Source organism: Desulfuromonas acetoxidans DSM 684, assembly GCF_000167355.1.
GTDB classification, from domain to species: domain Bacteria; phylum Desulfobacterota; class Desulfuromonadia; order Desulfuromonadales; family Desulfuromonadaceae; genus Desulfuromonas; species Desulfuromonas acetoxidans.
The window spans coordinates 1-16,189 of sequence record NZ_AAEW02000035.1 but is presented as its reverse complement, the minus strand read 5'-3'; the positions used below and the strand labels follow the sequence as shown (position 1 = coordinate 16,189).

Below are 16,189 nucleotides of genomic sequence, written 5' to 3'. Positions count from 1 at the left end.
ATGGTTCCTGGGTGCAAATGGGAACTTTTACCACGAATCCGTATCAAATTTCCCGATGATGAAAGNCGTTCCAACCCAATCCAACTTGACGAACTTTGGAGTGTCGAAAGCCTGACAACTGGTGTCATGAACCCGGTTTCCGGTAGTATCAATGCTGATCTCAATGCAACACTCAACGATCTTGAAGCTCCTGAGGCAACTCAGATTGAAACTGAAGATACTGAGTATTTCAACGAAGGTGGCTCAGCTCCTACTGGCACAAGTGAGGGCGGCGGATCTGCTGGGTGCTAATTGATCCACAAATCCATTTTTGAAGCTATCGATTGTTTGAAAGGAGAACTATTGTGAAATTACGTAATATTCTGATGGCTTGTGCAGGGATCACCTTGTTAGCCTCAAGCGCATTTGCTGGACCAACCTGGACCTTTGGCCCTGAGGATGAGGGGTTATTGAAGCTGGATTATAAAGGGCAATTTCAACTGGACTACCGTGATACGGGATCAGGTTCAGGTGGTGATGACGATACCATGGAATTCAATTTTCGTCGTAATCGTATTGCCTTGGTCGGTGCCTATGGAAATTTAGGGATTTATGCTCAAACTGAGTATACTGAGGATGTCAATGTCGGACCGTTTGAAGTTAGTGACGGTTCCAGTAACGAATTTCGTATGCTTGATGCCCAGATTCGTTACAAGTTTAACGATGCATTTCGCGTGCGGGCCGGTAAATTCAAGTATAACCTGACTCGTGAGAACCTTGAGGCTTGTGAAGCACCCTTGACCTTGGATCGCTCCGTCTTGATCCGCGCTCCGTATGTTGGTACTCGGGACAAAGGTGTGGCTGTCTGGGGTAACCTGTTTAACGACGTCTTTCAGTATCGTGTGGATGTCATGAATGGTCGTAACGACTCTGAGTCCGCTCCGGATTCTAACTTCCGTTACACCGGGCGTGCTCACGTCACATTCCTCGATGGTGAGACAGGTTATGGTTATAAAGGTACCTACATGGGTAAAAAGAAAGTGATTACCTTGGGCGCAGCTTACTCTGTTGAAGAAGATGTGGCTTATGCTGATGTGGCCAACGAAGCAGATGCTGTTGATTACAAAGCATGGACTGTTGATTTCTTTGCCGAGTATCCCATTGAGGGTGTTGGTACCTTTACCCTGTCGACGGCTTATGTTGACTATGATCTCGATGATGGATATCAGGGTGCCGATCCCGACTCTGGTATTTGTGGGGTGTTAGGTGAGAAGAATGGTGGTTACACCAAGGTTGCGTATATGCTGCCCGAAACGCCGTTGCAGTTCTTCTTCCGTGCGGAAAACTGGTCTCTGGCTGAATTGGACGGTGTCTATGACCAAGAGATCGACTGGTATGGTGGTGGTCTTAACTACTACTTCCGTGGTCAAAACCTTAAGCTTACCGTTGAATATTCCACAGTCGAATTCGACGAAGAAACAGCGGATTACGAAGACTTCGACAGCTTGACAGCACAAATTCAAGTTGTTTTCTAAGCAATTGATTCAAGATTTATCGTAATTCGGATGCCCGCGTCTTTGTGACGCGGGCATCTTTTTTCGATTGCCATAGGGTCTGCTCCGGTTCTGTGGTAGGATTATTTGTCTAATGACATCCCCTGTTTGTCGTGTGTCGGAGTTATGATTCGAGTCCTGATAGCTATTTTTTTTCTGCTTCCTTTTCTTCTGGTTGGTTGTGGTTCGCAGTCCACAACCTCGCAATGCGAATATTGCCACGCCGGGCTGGAATTGGCGTCGGACACCCACCAAAATTGTATCGACTGCCATGGCGGCGATGAGACTCTGACCGACAAAAAAGCCGCTCATGCATCCATGTATGGGCCGCGCAATCCTTCCGCGCCCAAGTTCTGGGAAAAGACCTGCGGCAAATGCCATCAATATCAGCTGGATCGGGTGCGTTCCAACCTGATGCTGACCAATACCGGTTTTATCAAAAATATTCGCCTGACCTGGGAAGGGGGCGAAGAATACCTTTATGCGACTCAGGATCAGAAGCTTTATGATGCACAAGGCAATCCGGTTGAACATCATTCAGTCTTAAAACTGCGTAATCTGGCCGGCGAGCTGTATCGCAAATACTGTTCGTTATGCCATGTCGGCATGGAGTCACATCGGTCGTGGAAAGCCTCTCATGCATCGGGCTGTGCGGCATGTCACTTTCCGTTCAATGAAAACGGCACCTACCAGGGCAATGATTTGGCCATGAAAAATAAATGGCCCCATTCCGCCAGTCATCAGATGGAACCGCTGCCGACCAATGAGGTGTGTTTTCGTTGCCATAACCGTAGTGGCCGGATTGCCTTGTCTTATCAAGGCATGAACGATGGCAATAACGGCCTTGTCCCGGTCAATAATGGTTTCCCCGGTCCTGAGCTAATCAGTGGGGCGCGCAATGTCACACATATTCAGGGTGATATCCATTTCGACAAAGGGATGGACTGCATTGATTGCCATACCTCTCGCGATGTGATGGGAGATGGCTATGCCTATGAAAATATGTATCAGCAGACCGAAGTTGCCTGCGAAGATTGCCATGGCAGCGGTGACGAAGGACCCCGTTATGAAGTGGTCGAGCGTGAAAACCATGATGCGGTGCGTGAGTCGCGCAACTACCAGCGCCAGGTTAAAACCGGTGATAAGCTGGTTTTGACCTCAAAAGGGCGGCCCTATTCCAATGTTTTTTATCAAGACGGTAAAATCGTGGTAGTGGGTAAGCGTGATGGCCAGGAACATATCAGCAAGCAGATTGCCGCGACGCCTGAGCACACGATTGTCGGTCATGAGCGGATGGAATGCTATGCGTGTCATTCGGCTGCGGTACCGCAGTGTTTTGGGTGTCATACCCAATATGACCAATCCCAAAAAGGGATGGATTTTGTTCGTGGCCGTGAGACTCGGGGCAAGTTCAGCGAAACGGAAGATTACCGTTCCCTTTATCCGTTTTCCCTGGCGCTTGATCAGCGGGGTAAAATTGCTCCGATGACGCCGGGCTGCCAGACATTTGTCACGGTTCTTGATCGTCGTGGCAATGTTCAAAAAGAGGAATATGTAGCGAACTTTCGTGGTAAGCAGCAACTGCGTTTTGCGCCGTTTTATTCCCATAATACCGCTTTAAAAGCGGTCAGTTGTCGCGAGTGTCATGCCGATCCGGCCTTTTTGGGCTTTGGCCAACATGTCGTGGCAGGGCAAAGTGTTGAGAGCACCCTGATTTGTGAAAAATCAGATGAATTACCATTGGATGGTTTTATGGTGATGAAACAGGGCGAAGTACAATCATTTTCTGCTGTCGTACGCGAGCACAGCCGCCCCTTAAATGAACACGAAGTGCGTCGGGCTTTGATGGTTAACCAGTGTCTGGTCTGCCATGATGATCCCAAGGATGCCATCTACCAACAGGCTTTAGATTATGACCAGATTGACCGTTGCCTTCAGCGCGTTACTCCTGATCGTTAGTGTGACTCCTGTGCTGGCAGCACCTTGTCAGCAGTGTCATGAAGTGACGGTGTCCGGTGTTCATCAGGGAATAGCGTGTCAGGAATGTCATGGAGCACAGGGCAACCTGGGTAACCCCGGCATTGCCGACAATCGCGGATTGGGCTGTGTTGAATGCCATGCTGATACCGGCATGATTTTTTCCCATGCCATGAGCCGCCGGACAGCAGAACAGGAGTTTTGCCAACGTAGTTGGGGGCGGGCAGATACTACCTTCTATGCGACGAACTGTCAGCAGTGTCATGTCGCCTCGTGTGCGGATTGCCATGGCAGCGGACACGCTATGACAACACCGGATACACACCGCTGCCAGACGTGTCATCAGGGCTATTTTGTTGGTTGGGATTTCTCCGGACGCGCACCGCGTGAAGACAGCGTACGTTATCAGCGTGGTCCGCGTTCCCATGATCAGTATTATCTGAAAATGCGCCCTGATGTGCATGCCGAAGCCGGTCTTGATTGCAGCGATTGCCACACCATGGCCAGCTTTCTGGACGGAAAGGTCAGTGCCAAGTCGTGTCGCGATTGTCACGATGTGAATCCAGACATTATTGAGCATGGCATCGCGGCCCATTTGGAGAACATGGAGTGCGTCAGTTGTCATGCATCTTGGGCCGCACAGGAGTACGCGACGTATTATGTTGAAACCATTAACAGCAGCAACCGCGCCTATTTTCGGGTTAAACCCACCGGCAATGAGCGCTATGTTAAAAGCAGTTATCTCAAGCGACAAGATTTACCACCGTTGGGCGTGAACGAAGAAGGTCGGGTGGCTCCGATCCGTCCCCAATTTCAGGCCTATTACAGCAAGGTGGTCGATAATCAGCCTCAGGGAGAGGAAAATCAACGCTTGGCCAGCGAATGGAAAGTCTTTACGCCGCATACGATTCGTCGGGGAACGGCATTATGCGATCAATGTCACGGTAATGCGCGGCGTTTTATCCTCGAACCTCTCGAACAACGGATTTATCGTCCGGATCGTGACGGCTTGGGGATTGACAGCCTATGGCGTGCTGAAGGACAACGGGTGGTGAATGGCAGTTTTATGCCACCAGCTCGCTTTGAACGGATGAGTCAGAAGACACCGGAGTATAGCCGAGGATATGTGAAAAAATGGCAAGATTTTCTCAAAAAAGACGCGGCTTCATCCAAACCCTGATTGTCGGTGGGATTTCCGGGTGGGGCTTGTTCCGTTTTTTTTCCGCCTCTAAGTCGCAGGAAACCCTGCTGGCCACGGTAGAGGACAAGCGGATTCCTGAGCGTGGCGCCTTGGTGTTTCGCCAACAACGTTTTGCGCTGATTCGCGAACAGGGGCACGTTTATGCTTTGAGTCTGGTGTGTACCCATCTGGGCTGTACGCTCACGGTGACCTCGACGGAATTAAGCTGCCCCTGTCATGGCAGTACTTTTGATCGACATGGTGAGGTGACACGGGGGCCTGCGGATCGACCCTTACCACAATTGCGCCTCGTTCGCCGCGCAGATTCCTGGCAGGTTTATGGTTAGGTATCTGCCATAAGGGCGTCAGCTGCGATAAACGCGAGCTTTATCAATGAACCACCGAGGATGGTGACCGTGTTTAAAGATTTTATCCGACATCTGTTTCCACGTATGGTTCTCAAAGAGAACCTGAAAATCAGCTATACCTTTTGTCTGGGAGGCATGGCGTTTACCCTGTTTGTGTTGTTGGCGGTCAGCGGGTTGTTGCTGGCCATGTATTATCAGCCGCATGCCGACCATGCCTACACCTCAATCCTTTATATTGAAGAGCAGGTGTTTGGTGGCCACTTTCTGCACAGTTTGCATCGCACCGCATCCAATCTCTATCTGTTGCTCATTTTTCTTCATACCTTGCGGGTACTGCTGACCGGGGCCTATCGACCACCACGCCAGATGAATTGGCTGATCGGTTTTTTGTTGCTGTGTCTAGCCCTGTTTTCCGGCTACACCGGCTATCTGTTACCCATGGATCAATTGGCTCTGTGGGCGACTCAGACCGGTATGGAGCTGGTGCGGATTCTTCCCCTTGGCGAGTTGTTTTATCAGTTTCTGGTGCCGGATGCCGTTGGTGAGCCGTTGTCTCTGTTGCGGTTTTACATCCTTCATGTTGTGGTCTTGCCCATGACGACGGTTTTGTTGTGTGCGCTTCATTTTTACAAGATCCGTAAACAAAAAGGAGCCTTGCCTTACCTGTGAAAAACTATGTCAAAAGTGATCCGACCTTTTTCCGCCTGATCAAGGGGGCGATGGCGGCAACGATCCTGGCGACGGTTGTGTTTGCGGCGCTGTTTCCAGCGCCGCTGCTTGAACCAGCCGATGTCTCGCGGGTGCCGAATCCGTCTCGTGCTGCCTGGTTTCTGATCTGGATGCAGGAGGTTGTCAGTTATTCAAAATATGCCATTTATGCTGTCGTGTTTCTCGGCGGGCTGTTTTGTATGCTGCCTTGGATGCCCGGTGTGACTTCGTCCAAGCGGGCCTGCTGGTGGCCGCGCGATCAACGCTGGGTCAATTGGGTGACTGTTCTGAGTTTTATCGTGATTGTACTGCTGACCGTTGTTGCTTTTTATTTCCGGGGTGAAAATTGGTCCTTCGTCTTGCCATTTTAATCCTGCTGCTCGGGCTGACGGTTCCGGTGTCTGGCGAAACGCTCAACAGTTGTCTGGAGTGCCATAGCCGTGTTGTGCTAAGCCATGATTTTGTGACGGATTCACCTATTGCTTTGATGGATTGTGTTGGTTGCCACCGGGGCAATCCGCAAACACGGCGCAAAGATCTGGCCCATTCGCAGCGCACTGATGCGGACTATGCCTGGTTTCGCCTTGTTGACACGCCCATCATGAATGCGGCACGCCAAAGCATTGACCGATTTGCCTGCCGACGCTGCCATGTTCAGAATCGCAAAGGCAATACACTTGCGGCGGATCTTGATCAACTTTTAGCCCAACGGTCTGTTGATGAATTGATCCAGGCCTTGTTGGAACCCGCCTATTATATGCCCGATTTCGCTCTGGGTGAGAAAGATCGTCAGTTGGTGATTCTGGCTCTTCTCGCCGGGGGGGTGAATCCGCTTGAGCAGGATAGCGACGACGTCACTATTGTCCATTTTGAGAATCCTGCCAGTGAGGAACATCCTTTTGAAAAACACTGTGGGGCTTGTCATCGTGTGTTGACACCACATTTGGGTGGGTTAGGTACGGACACCATTGCCCCCAACCTTTCCGGTTTGTTGACGCCCTTTTACTTGAAGAACTTTAAGGATAACCAGTTGTGGACAGCCGACGGTTTGACGCGTTGGATTAAAAATCCGCGCCAGATCCGGCCACTGGCTGTTATGCCGCCGCTTGACTTGAATGATCAGCAAATTCACAAGCTGATCGATAATACTTGGCCTGCCACTCAGGGAGAATTGCACCCATGAAGACACCTATCCGTTTCCTGTTTGTTCTGCTCAGCCTGGCCCTGGTCAGTGCATGCAGTCATCTCCATGTTGATCTCGACTCCCATTGGCGATTGTCGCAAGATGCCCGAGTTGCGGTGGTGGTTGAACAACCACCAACAGAAATCAGGGTATCCCAAGTGACCGATGCTGTTTATAACCTGGGTTGGCAACCGGCAGACGGTAGCTCACCGGCTGATGCGCAGTTGTTGTGTCGATGGCAACGGGTTGTCGACCTGACGGACGATAGTGAACCGACCAAAACGATCAAGAGTTTTCATGCCAAAATTATCAATGCTCAAAACGGCCAGTTGCTCGGGGTCGCGGATTATTTTTACGCGGATGGTGAGCTGGATCTCTGGACCGGTGTTGAAACGGCGTTGAATCAGTTGTATGCGCAGATAACGGTTGCACCCGTTGTTACGGAGCCGGTTGCTGCCAAACCGGTTGTTGCCAAACCGGTTGTTGCTGAACCAGTTGTTGCTGAACCAGTTGTTGCTGAACCAGTTGTTGCTGAACCAGTTGTTGCTGAACCAGTTGTTGCTGAACCAGTTGTTGCTGAGCCGACCGTTGCTGAGCCGACCGTTGCTGAGCCGACCGTTGCTGAGCCGACCGTTGCTGAGCCGACCGTTGCTGAGCCGACCGTTGCTGAGCCGACCGACTCGATTTCTAGTGCGATTGACAACACCTCTTCGTCGACATCAGGCGTTATTTATCAACCTCAGGCCACCGGATCGCCGGTTAATGACGATGACCAAGGTGATTTGGAAGAGCTCGAGTCACCGCAGACCATGGAAAAGTCCCCTTGGATCCCTCGCTTTCAGGGGATGGGCTTGGAAAACTGGGGGAAAGAGGAGCCCTTGATGGACTAAGCCGCAAGTCTGCCGAATAAAGGAAGTTTGAGGCTCCCCTTAACAAGGGGGGCCTCTTTTTTATGCGATTTTCTTTCCTCAATGAGCTAGAATTATTTCATGGCTTGATTTGTATGGGGGACCTGTAATGAAATGGAGTGAAATCTGTCGGCGGAAGAATCTCTGTGTGGATTTTCTTGTTTTGCCAATCCTTGGGGCATTGCTGCTTAGCGCATTGTCCGTTGTTCAAAAGCTCTACATCGGTGCTCCGGTCTGGCGAGTGCAGGTTTACTATTTTCCTGCCGTGTATGGCAGTATCGCCGGGGGACTGGTTGGAATCTGGTCGCGGCGACTTCGTCAAGCGTTGGTCAAACAGGTGAAACTGCAAGAGCATTACCTCGACCTGTTTGAAAATGCCTCAGACCTGATTCAATCCGTACGTCTTGATGGTTCGATCCTCTATGTGAACCGAGCATGGAAAGAAACCCTCGGTTATCTTGATCATGATATCCCCTCATTGAATATTTTCGACGTAATCTCATCTGCAGACCGTCCGATCTGTCGTAATCGAGTGATTTCGTTGCTGGATGGTGCCGAACTCGGACCGATAGAGGTGACATTCCAATGTAAAGATGGCCGTGCGGTCCTGCTTGAAGGCAATATCAGCTTGAGACAGGATGAGGGGCAACCGCACAGCGTTCGCGGTATCTTTCGTAATATTTCTGAACGTAAGCAGGCGGAACAAAAAATCCATCAACTGGCGTATTACGATACTTTGACAGGGCTGCCGAACCGAGTTTTGCTACAGGATCGTCTGATTCATGCCATTGCCGATGCTCGTCGATTTTCACACTATCTGGCGGTGATGTTTATCGATCTTGATCAATTTAAAAAGGTCAACGATACGCTGGGACACTCCGTTGGCGACCTGCTGTTGAAAGATGCGGCACGAAGACTGCGCAGTTGTTTGCGTGATAATGATACGGCTGCACGTCTCGGAGGGGATGAATTTGTGGTTATACTCTCCGGCTTTAAACAGATCAGCAACTTGCCTCATATTGCCCGTAAAGTTCTTGATGTGCTATCTCAACCTTATTTTCTTGCGGAGCGGGAATTGGTTGTTTCTGCGAGTCTCGGAATCTCTGTCTATCCACAGGATGGCGACAATGCTGAACTCCTGATGCGTAATGCCGATATGGCCATGTACGCGGCCAAGTATGATCATGGCAATGGCTACTGCTTCTTTTCTGAAGAGATGAACAAAAATGCCACGCGCCAACTTGAGTTGGAAGAACAACTTCGTCATGCGCTGATTGATCAGCAATTCGAAGTGTATTTCCAGCCACAATTTGATTGGAGTCGGCAAAAGTTAACCGGTGTTGAAGCATTGGTGCGCTGGAACCGGGCTCAGGGTGAGGTGGTGCCGCCTGAGATGTTTATTCCCGTGGTTGAAAGTACCGGTCAGATTGTCGCTCTCGGTGAGTGGGTATTGCGCCAGGCGTGCCTTCAGATACAGCAGCTTCAATGTCAGCTCAATGTTCCATTGCAGCTCTCGGTTAATTTGTCCGGTCGACAATTTGATGATCTTTCTTTGATATATAAAGTCAAAAAGATCCTTCAGGAGACCAACTTTCCTCCGGAACAATTGGAATTGGAAATCACTGAAACCATATTGATGGAGAATGCCGATTCTGCACGGAAAACGCTTGGTCAGCTCAGTCAGCAGGGAATTCGACTGGCCATTGATGATTTTGGCACTGGTTACTCATCGCTCAATTATCTCAACACGTTTCCGGTTGATCGTTTGAAGATCGATAAGTCTTTTCTTGTCAATGTGATGCATGATGATAATCATGCGGCGATTGTCGCGACGATTATCTCCATGGCTGATACGCTTGGACTCAGTGTCATCGCGGAAGGCGTTGAGACAATGGAGCAGGTGAGTTTTCTCAGTGATCTTGGTTGTCAGGCCATGCAGGGCTTTATTTTTTCCGAACCTCTGCCCCGAGAAGAACTGGAAGAGTTCGTACAGAAGGGCTGGCCATTTCAGCAATAAAGCCGCTAGTCCTCGAATACACGTAATTTTGCCATAGAGACAATCACATGTAGGAGCGAATTTATTCGCTAATGTATTTAAAGTGTTTTTTTAGCATGGATCTTCGCGGCTGAAGCCGCTCCTACAAACGACAATTTAGAATGTGCTGAGGTCCTAGTTTGATTTCACAAAAAAAGCCAAGGTTGCAAGTGCAACCTTGGCTTTTTAGTTTCCGCAACCGGAACGATTTTACAGTGCGTCGATAATTGCGTTCAGAGTTGCACTCGGACGCATTGCTGCGCTTGTCTTGGCAACGTCCGGCTTGTAGTAACCACCGATATCAACCGGAGAACCTTGAGCCGCCAGAAGCTCTTCGTTAATCTTGGCTTCGTTGGCCTCGAGATCGGCAGCAATTTTAGCAAACTTGGCTTTCAGCTCAGCGTTTTTGTCTTGAGCTGCAAGAGCTTTTGCCCAGTACAGAGCAACGTAGAAGCTGCTACCACGATTGTCAATCTCATTGACCTTACGAGAAGGCGCTTTCTCATTCAGCAGATAATCAGTAACGGCTGCATCCAGAGTTTCAGCATACAGTTGAGCCGTTGCATTATCGGTTGTTTTGGCAATGTGCTCCAAAGACGGAACCAGAGCGCAGTATTCACCCAAGGAGTCCCAACGCAGGTGACCTTCTTTGAGGAATTGCTCAACGTGCTTAGGAGCAGAACCACCGGCGCCGGTTTCAAACACGCCACCACCTTGAAGCAGCGGTACGATAGAAAGCATACGAGCACTGGTGCCGAGTTCCAGGATCGGGAACAAGTCAGTGAGGTAGTCACGCAGGGCGTTACCGGTGCAGGTAACGGTATCTTCACCACGACGGCTGCGATCACAAGCAAGCTGCATGGCGTCGTCAGGAGTCATGATGCGGATGTCCAGACCGGTGGTGTCGTGGTCTTTGAGGTAGGTTTCAACCTTGGCAATGATCTGCGCATCATGGCCACGCTTGGGATCCAACCAGAATACAGTCGGAACGCCAGTCGCTTTAGCACGGGATACCGCCAATTTAACCCAGTCACGAATCGACTCGTCTTTGGTTTGGCAAGAACGGAACACATCGCCGGCTTCAAGCGTCTGCTCAAGCAATACAGCGCCAGTTGCCTCATCAATAACCTGAATTTTACCATCACCGGGAGAGTAGAAGGTCTTATCGTGAGAACCGTACTCTTCAGCTTTTTTAGCCATGAGACCAACGTTGGATACTGCGCCCATGGTGGCTGGGTCGAATTGACCGTTTTTCTGGCAATCTTCGATGACCGTTTGGTAGATCGTGGCATAGCAACGATCAGGGATCATGGCAACAGTGTCTTGCAGCTCATCCTGCAGGTTCCACATGCGGCCGCCGTCGCGAACAACAACAGGCATGGACGCATCGATGATCACATCGTTCGGTGCATGCAGGTTGGTGATACCACGACGGGAGTCAACCATGGCCAAAGCAGGACGGTCTTTGTACACGTCCATAATTGCCGCTTCGATCTCTTCGCGCTTTGCGTCAGGCAGACGCTTCAGTTTTGCGTAGACGTCGCCCAGACCATTGCTGACATTAACGCCGATCTCTTCAAAAACAGAACCGTATTTTTCAAAGACATCCTTGTAGAAGACTTTAACGCACTGACCGAAGATGTACGGGTCAGAGATCTTCATCATGGTTGCCTTCATGTGCAGAGACAGGAGTACGCCGTCTTTTTTGGCTTCTTCAATCTGCTGAGCAAAGAACTCGCGAACTGCGGCCATGCTCATGGAGGATGAATCAACAACTTCACCTGCCAGGACAGGCAGTTTTTCTTTCAGAACTTGCTCACTACCGTCATTGCCGACGAATTTATAAGTAAGCGTCGTATCCTTGTCGAGAGTGACAGACGTCTCACTGGCGTAAAAATCGTTGGCGTTCATGTGCGCTACGCGAGTTTTTGAATCAGCAGGCCAGTCTTTCATCATGCGATGAGGATTTTTCTGGGCGAATTTTTTAACGGAAGCAGCAGAGCGACGATCGGAGTTACCTTCACGCAGTACCGGGTTAACCGCACTGCCCAGGCACTTGGAGTAACGCGCTTGCAGCTCTTTTTCTTCGTCGGTCTTAGGCTCTTCCGGGTAATCCGGAACATCGTAGCCTTTTTCCTGAAGTTCCTTGATGGCTGCTTGCAGCTGAGGAATGGAAGCACTGACGTTCGGCAGTTTGATGATGTTTGCCGAAGGATCCTGAGTCAGTTCACCCAATTGGGCCAAATAATCAGCAACTTTTTGCTCATCTTTCAACTTCTCGGGGAAGTTGGCAAGAATACGCCCAGAAAGGGAGATGTCGCGTGTTTCAACATCAACGCCGGACCCTTTGAGGAATTTTTGTACGATAGGCAGCAAAGCATACGTTGCTAATGCCGGTGCTTCATCAATTTCTGACCAGATAATCGTGGACATGATCTCTCCTTAGTGGTGAATACCGTAACGCTCAATCTCTATTACGTTCAGTAACTCAGCATATGCTCACCCCAATGAACCATTGTTGGATGAGCGCTGTATAAGCATCGCCATAAATTATCATGCGATACTGCAAGATGAGACGTTGGTGAGTGTGCAGGGACAGGTAGGGTTCATGGGGCTGGCAAAAATGCCGTCAAACATCCCAGAAGCCTGACATGTCCAGCAATCTTCCATGGATATATGTTAAAACGGCCCGGAGGATGTGAATCCTCCGGGCGGGTTGTGCGTGTTACAGGTGGAGCGGTGATTAAACCGTCCAGGTGTGACCTTCTTGCATAACTTGGTCAACCGTGCGGCCGCGCTTGGCTTTAACACCAGCAACCTGCTCGTAAACCATGTCGTCGTAGGTCTTTTTGCTGTCGTCAGCAAAGATGATGCCCAGTGCCAGAGGCAGGTTAGCATCGGGACGCATGGTCGCCAGCAGTGCAGCAACTTCAGCGTTTTTCTCGTCGTGAACCAGAATGTCGGATTCAGCAACGTCAGCAACCTTGGCTGCTTTGATCTTGAAGCCGTCTTGAACCAGGCAGTACTGGCTTTCGGTTCCGAAGATCATTTTCTCACCATCTTTGAGGATGATGTAGTAGTCAGCGCCGGTTTCTTTGTCGGTCAGCTGCTGATGAGCGCCGTCGTTGTAGATGATGCAGTTGGCAAAGATTTCCATCATGCTGAAACCTTTGTGCATTGCGCCACGTTTGCAGATCTCTTCAGACAGCTTCATTTGAGCGTCCAGGCCACGGGCAACAAACGTTGCACCAAGACCCATTGCCACTTTCAGAGGAGTCATCGGGTAATCGATAACACCGTAAGGTGTGGTTTTTGAGATCTGGCCCATCTCCGAAGTCGGAGAGTATTGACCTTTGGTCAGGCCGTAGATCTTGTTGTTGATCATGACGTAATTCAGGTTGATGTTACGACGAATTGCGTGCATGAAGTGGTTACCACCGATTGCGGTGGAGTCACCGTCACCGGAAATAACCCAGACGTCCAGCTTGGGGTTACCAACTTTAACGCCGGAAGCGATGGCTGCAGCACGACCGTGAATGGTGTGCAGACCATAGGTTTCCATGTAGTAAGGGAAACGGCTGGAGCAACCGATACCGGAAACGATAGCCACTTCGTCGCGGGGCTTGCCAGCGGCAACCATGCCCGCGCGGACAGCGTTCATAATGGCGTAGTCACCACAACCCGGGCACCACTTAACCTCAGCAGGGGAGGCGAAATCTTTTTTAGTCAGTTCTGCCATGATTTATTCTCCTAACATTTCGTTGACTTTGTCGATAACCTCGTACTCGCGGAACGGGTCGCCCTGAACCTTGGAGAGAGATTGAACGTCAACCAGGAACTTGGCGCGAAGCAGCAGGCTCAGTTGACCCATGTTGAGCTCCGGAACCAAGACCTTGTCAAAGCGGCTGATGATGTCGCCCAGGTTCGGCGGGAACGGCCATACCCAACGCAGGTTAACGCCGGAAACCGATTTGCCGTCAGCGATGAGACGGTCAACAGCGCCTTTAACCGCACCATAAGTACCACCCCAGCTGATAACCAGTACTTTACCGGAATCAGCACCGTTGATCTCTGCCTCAGGCAGAACTGCGGCCAGATTGTCAACTTTGGCTTTACGGATTTCAGTCATTTTCTGGTGGTTCATCGGGTCATGGCTAACAGCGCCAGATTCGTTTTTCTCCAGAGAACCGATGCGGTGCTGGCACCCTTTAGTGCCGGGGATAGCCCAGTCACGTGCCAGAGTCTCGGGGTCACGCTTGTAAGACATGTAGGTCTCACCAGGATGATCTTCCGGCTTCCACAGGTTGACGTAAGGAGTGAGGTCTTCGAGCTCATCCAGGGTCGGTACTTTCCACGGGCAGCTACCCTGACCGATGTAACCGTCAGTCAGTACGATAACCGGAGTGCGGTATTTCAAAGCAATTTTTGCACCTTGGAATGTTGCGTCGAAGCAGTCCGCCGGGCTGTTGGCAGCGATGATCGGCATGTAGCTGTCACCGTTGCGACCGAACATGGCCTGCAGCAGGTCAGATTGCTCAGTTTTAGTCGGCAGACCAGTACAAGGACCACCACGCTGAACGTTAACGATAACCAAAGGCAGTTCCAGGATCAGAGCCAGACCGGCAGCTTCTGTTTTCAGAGCCAGACCAGGACCGGATGTGGTGGTGAATGCCAGGTTGCCAGCGTAGGCCGCACCGATGGCACAGCAGATACCAGCGATTTCGTCTTCCATCTGCATGGTGACGAGGTCGAGGTCTTTGAACTCTGATGCGTAGTGCAGCAGGTCGGTTGCCGGAGTGATGGGGTAGGAACCGATGAACGGTTGCAGACCGGATTTAGCACCGGCAGCAGCGATCGCCAGAGCAGAGGCGTCATTACCAGTGATGTTGCGGTACAGACCTTTTTCGATCTGAGCAGCACCAAGGTCATAGCGTTCCTGGAACATGATGGTGGTTTCACCATAGTTCAGGCCGGCTTTGAACGCCTTGGTGTTGGCTTCAGCAATTTGCAGCTTGGGTTTCTTGGCGTTGGGGCCAAATTTTTCCTGAATGAAATCAAGAACCAGCTGAGGAGTTTTGTTGAATAGCCAGCACAGAACACCCATGGTGAAGAAGTTCTTGCAACGGTCTTTAGCAGCGTTAGGCATATCCATGTCAGCCAGTGCTTCACGCACCAGGGTGAACATGGGGATTGCTTTAACGTCGTAACCGTCGAGAGTTTTGTCTTCGAGGGGGTTGCCTTCATAACCAACTTTAGCCAGCGCTTTCTCAGTGAAAGAGTCGGAGTTGGTGATGATCATCCCGCCGGGCTTGACGAATTTGGCACTGTGTTTAACCGCAGCAGGGTTAAACGCGACCAGAACGTCAGGAGCGTCACCAGCAGTGTAGATTTTGTGGTCGCCCAGGCACATTTGGAAACCTGAAACACCCGCGATGGTACCGGTCGGGGCACGGATTTCTGAAGGATAGTCGGGAAGGGAGTTAACATCATTACCGTCCAATGCTGCCAGGGCGGTAAGCTGATTACCGATGAGCTGCATGCCGTCACCGGAGTCACCGGTGAATTTCACGACAATTTGCTCAGCACTCGTGAGTTTTGCGTTCTCTGCCATACTGTCTCCTGTGTAAAAAGAGATGTTTCAAGAAATTATGCTGCGCTTACAGCAATCAAACATCGTCATTTGCTCGTCGCAAATTGTATACACCAATTGTATACAATATGCAATATACAATGTGCAAGCACAGAGATGCGTAAGATGAAATAAAATATCACATCCGTTGAGTTTGGCTAAAACAGTGTTAGGGAGTGTAAAACAAGGAGAGGGGTTTTTCAAGTAAGTCCTTATGCTCTCAGACACTGACAAAACAACAAGGGCAATGTTGCCATTGCCCTTGTTGGGATGATTCAACTGTACGCTAAGCTGATTAGCTGTTCCGAATGTCTGCCATGTCCGGCAGGATGGTGGGCAGCTCATCAATCAGGCCTTTAACGGCGGCAACAGAGTTGTCGAACAGGGCTTGCTCTTCAGCATCCAGTTCAAATTCCATAATGCCTTCAACGCCGGCAGCACCCAGAATACAAGGAACGCCGACATAGTAGTTGTCAACACCGAACTCACCTTGCAGCAGAGCACAAGTAGGCAGAACCGCTTCTGGTCGCGCAGGATAGCTTCTGCCATAGCGATTGCGGGAAGATGCCGGGCTGTAGAATGCTGAACCGTTGCCGAAGCAGGTATACACGTTCGGCACCGGAAGCTTTGGTGCGCTCTACCATAGAAGTCTGACTTCTTGAGCTTAGG

General features: G+C 50.4%; 13 protein-coding genes. 9 read left to right on the top strand and 4 right to left on the bottom strand.

Going from position 1 to position 16,189, the window contains the following annotated elements; genetic code table 11:
* The first annotated feature begins 344 nt into the window (after positions 1 to 344).
* The 9 genes from extI to DACE_RS16075 all read left to right on the top strand — a co-directional run bounded on the left by extI (position 345) and on the right by DACE_RS16075 (position 9,873).
* Positions 345 to 1,514, top strand: coding sequence for a selenite/tellurite reduction operon porin ExtI (gene extI / locus DACE_RS16115; RefSeq protein ID WP_006003078.1), 1,170 nt, complete (start codon positions 345 to 347; stop codon positions 1,512 to 1,514).
* Positions 1,515 to 1,658: 144 nt separating this feature from the next.
* Entirely contained in the window at positions 1,659 to 3,491 is a 1,833-nt protein-coding gene (gene extM, locus DACE_RS16110) for a selenite/tellurite reduction operon c-type cytochrome ExtM (RefSeq protein WP_006003077.1), read from the top strand.
* The gene (gene extO / locus DACE_RS16105) at positions 3,445 to 4,689 is read left to right on the top strand and encodes a selenite/tellurite reduction operon b-type cytochrome iron-sulfur cluster-binding subunit ExtO (RefSeq protein ID WP_006003076.1); all 1,245 of its coding nucleotides are present in this window, start codon (positions 3,445 to 3,447) and stop codon (positions 4,687 to 4,689) included. Before extM ends, extO begins: the two co-directional genes overlap by 47 nt.
* The gene (locus tag DACE_RS16100) at positions 4,644 to 5,036 is read left to right on the top strand and encodes a QcrA and Rieske domain-containing protein (RefSeq protein WP_006003075.1); all 393 of its coding nucleotides are present in this window, start codon (positions 4,644 to 4,646) and stop codon (positions 5,034 to 5,036) included. The genes extO and DACE_RS16100 overlap by 46 nt, the downstream gene beginning before the upstream one ends.
* Before the next feature lie 69 nt (positions 5,037 to 5,105).
* Complete coding sequence (locus DACE_RS16095) at positions 5,106 to 5,726, top strand: cytochrome b N-terminal domain-containing protein (protein ID WP_040367864.1); 621 nt, start codon at positions 5,106 to 5,108, stop codon at positions 5,724 to 5,726.
* Positions 5,723 to 6,136 carry a selenite/tellurite reduction operon b-type cytochrome membrane protein ExtQ gene (extQ, locus tag DACE_RS16090; RefSeq protein ID WP_006003072.1) on the top strand — a complete coding sequence of 138 codons (414 nt, stop codon included), beginning with the start codon at positions 5,723 to 5,725 and terminating at the stop codon, positions 6,134 to 6,136. Before DACE_RS16095 ends, extQ begins: the two co-directional genes overlap by 4 nt.
* Positions 6,112 to 6,948 (top strand): selenite/tellurite reduction operon c-type cytochrome lipoprotein ExtS, encoded by an 837-nt coding sequence (gene extS / locus DACE_RS16085; protein WP_006003070.1) that lies wholly within the window; start codon positions 6,112 to 6,114, stop codon positions 6,946 to 6,948. Before extQ ends, extS begins: the two co-directional genes overlap by 25 nt.
* Positions 6,945 to 7,838: a hypothetical protein gene (locus DACE_RS16080; RefSeq protein WP_006003068.1), complete on the top strand. Its 894-nt coding sequence runs from the start codon at positions 6,945 to 6,947 to the stop codon at positions 7,836 to 7,838. The genes extS and DACE_RS16080 overlap by 4 nt, the downstream gene beginning before the upstream one ends.
* 127 nt (positions 7,839 to 7,965) lie before the next feature.
* Positions 7,966 to 9,873: a putative bifunctional diguanylate cyclase/phosphodiesterase gene (locus DACE_RS16075; protein ID WP_006003065.1), complete on the top strand. Its 1,908-nt coding sequence runs from the start codon at positions 7,966 to 7,968 to the stop codon at positions 9,871 to 9,873.
* Positions 9,874 to 10,101: 228 nt separating this feature from the next.
* Here the strand turns inward: DACE_RS16075 and DACE_RS16070 are convergent, their stop codons facing one another.
* The 4 genes from DACE_RS16070 to DACE_RS16055 form a co-directional block, all read right to left on the bottom strand.
* The gene (locus DACE_RS16070; protein WP_006003064.1) at positions 10,102 to 12,324 is read right to left on the bottom strand and encodes an NADP-dependent isocitrate dehydrogenase; all 2,223 of its coding nucleotides are present in this window, start codon (positions 12,322 to 12,324) and stop codon (positions 10,102 to 10,104) included.
* Positions 12,325 to 12,634: 310 nt separating this feature from the next.
* Complete coding sequence (locus DACE_RS16065) at positions 12,635 to 13,630, bottom strand: 2-oxoacid:ferredoxin oxidoreductase subunit beta (RefSeq protein ID WP_006003062.1); 996 nt, start codon at positions 13,628 to 13,630, stop codon at positions 12,635 to 12,637.
* A 3-nt stretch (positions 13,631 to 13,633) separates the two neighbouring features.
* On the bottom strand, positions 13,634 to 15,502 hold the full coding sequence (locus DACE_RS16060; RefSeq protein ID WP_006003061.1) for a 2-oxoacid:acceptor oxidoreductase subunit alpha: 1,869 nt from the start codon (positions 15,500 to 15,502) through the stop codon (positions 13,634 to 13,636).
* 313 nt (positions 15,503 to 15,815) lie between these two features.
* A complete protein-coding gene (locus tag DACE_RS16055; RefSeq protein WP_050770056.1) occupies positions 15,816 to 16,130 on the bottom strand; it encodes a hypothetical protein in 315 nt (104 codons plus the stop codon).
* Positions 16,131 to 16,189 lie beyond the last annotated feature (59 nt).

Bases quoted from the DNA above. Each gene is read 5' to 3' on its own strand.
- DACE_RS16060 (WP_006003061.1), bottom strand. From the start codon at position 15,502: ATGGCAGAGAACGCAAAACTCACGAGTGCTGAGCAAATTGTCGTGAAA.
- DACE_RS16065 (WP_006003062.1), bottom strand. From the start codon at position 13,630: ATGGCAGAACTGACTAAAAAAGATTTCGCCTCCCCTGCTGAGGTTAAG.
- extM (WP_006003077.1), top strand. From the start codon at position 1,659: ATGATTCGAGTCCTGATAGCTATTTTTTTTCTGCTTCCTTTTCTTCTG.
- DACE_RS16080 (WP_006003068.1), top strand. From the start codon at position 6,945: ATGAAGACACCTATCCGTTTCCTGTTTGTTCTGCTCAGCCTGGCCCTG.
- DACE_RS16070 (WP_006003064.1), bottom strand. From the start codon at position 12,324: ATGTCCACGATTATCTGGTCAGAAATTGATGAAGCACCGGCATTAGCA.
- DACE_RS16100 (WP_006003075.1), top strand. From the start codon at position 4,644: ATGGCAAGATTTTCTCAAAAAAGACGCGGCTTCATCCAAACCCTGATT.
- extO (WP_006003076.1), top strand. From the start codon at position 3,445: ATGACCAGATTGACCGTTGCCTTCAGCGCGTTACTCCTGATCGTTAGT.
- DACE_RS16075 (WP_006003065.1), top strand. From the start codon at position 7,966: ATGAAATGGAGTGAAATCTGTCGGCGGAAGAATCTCTGTGTGGATTTT.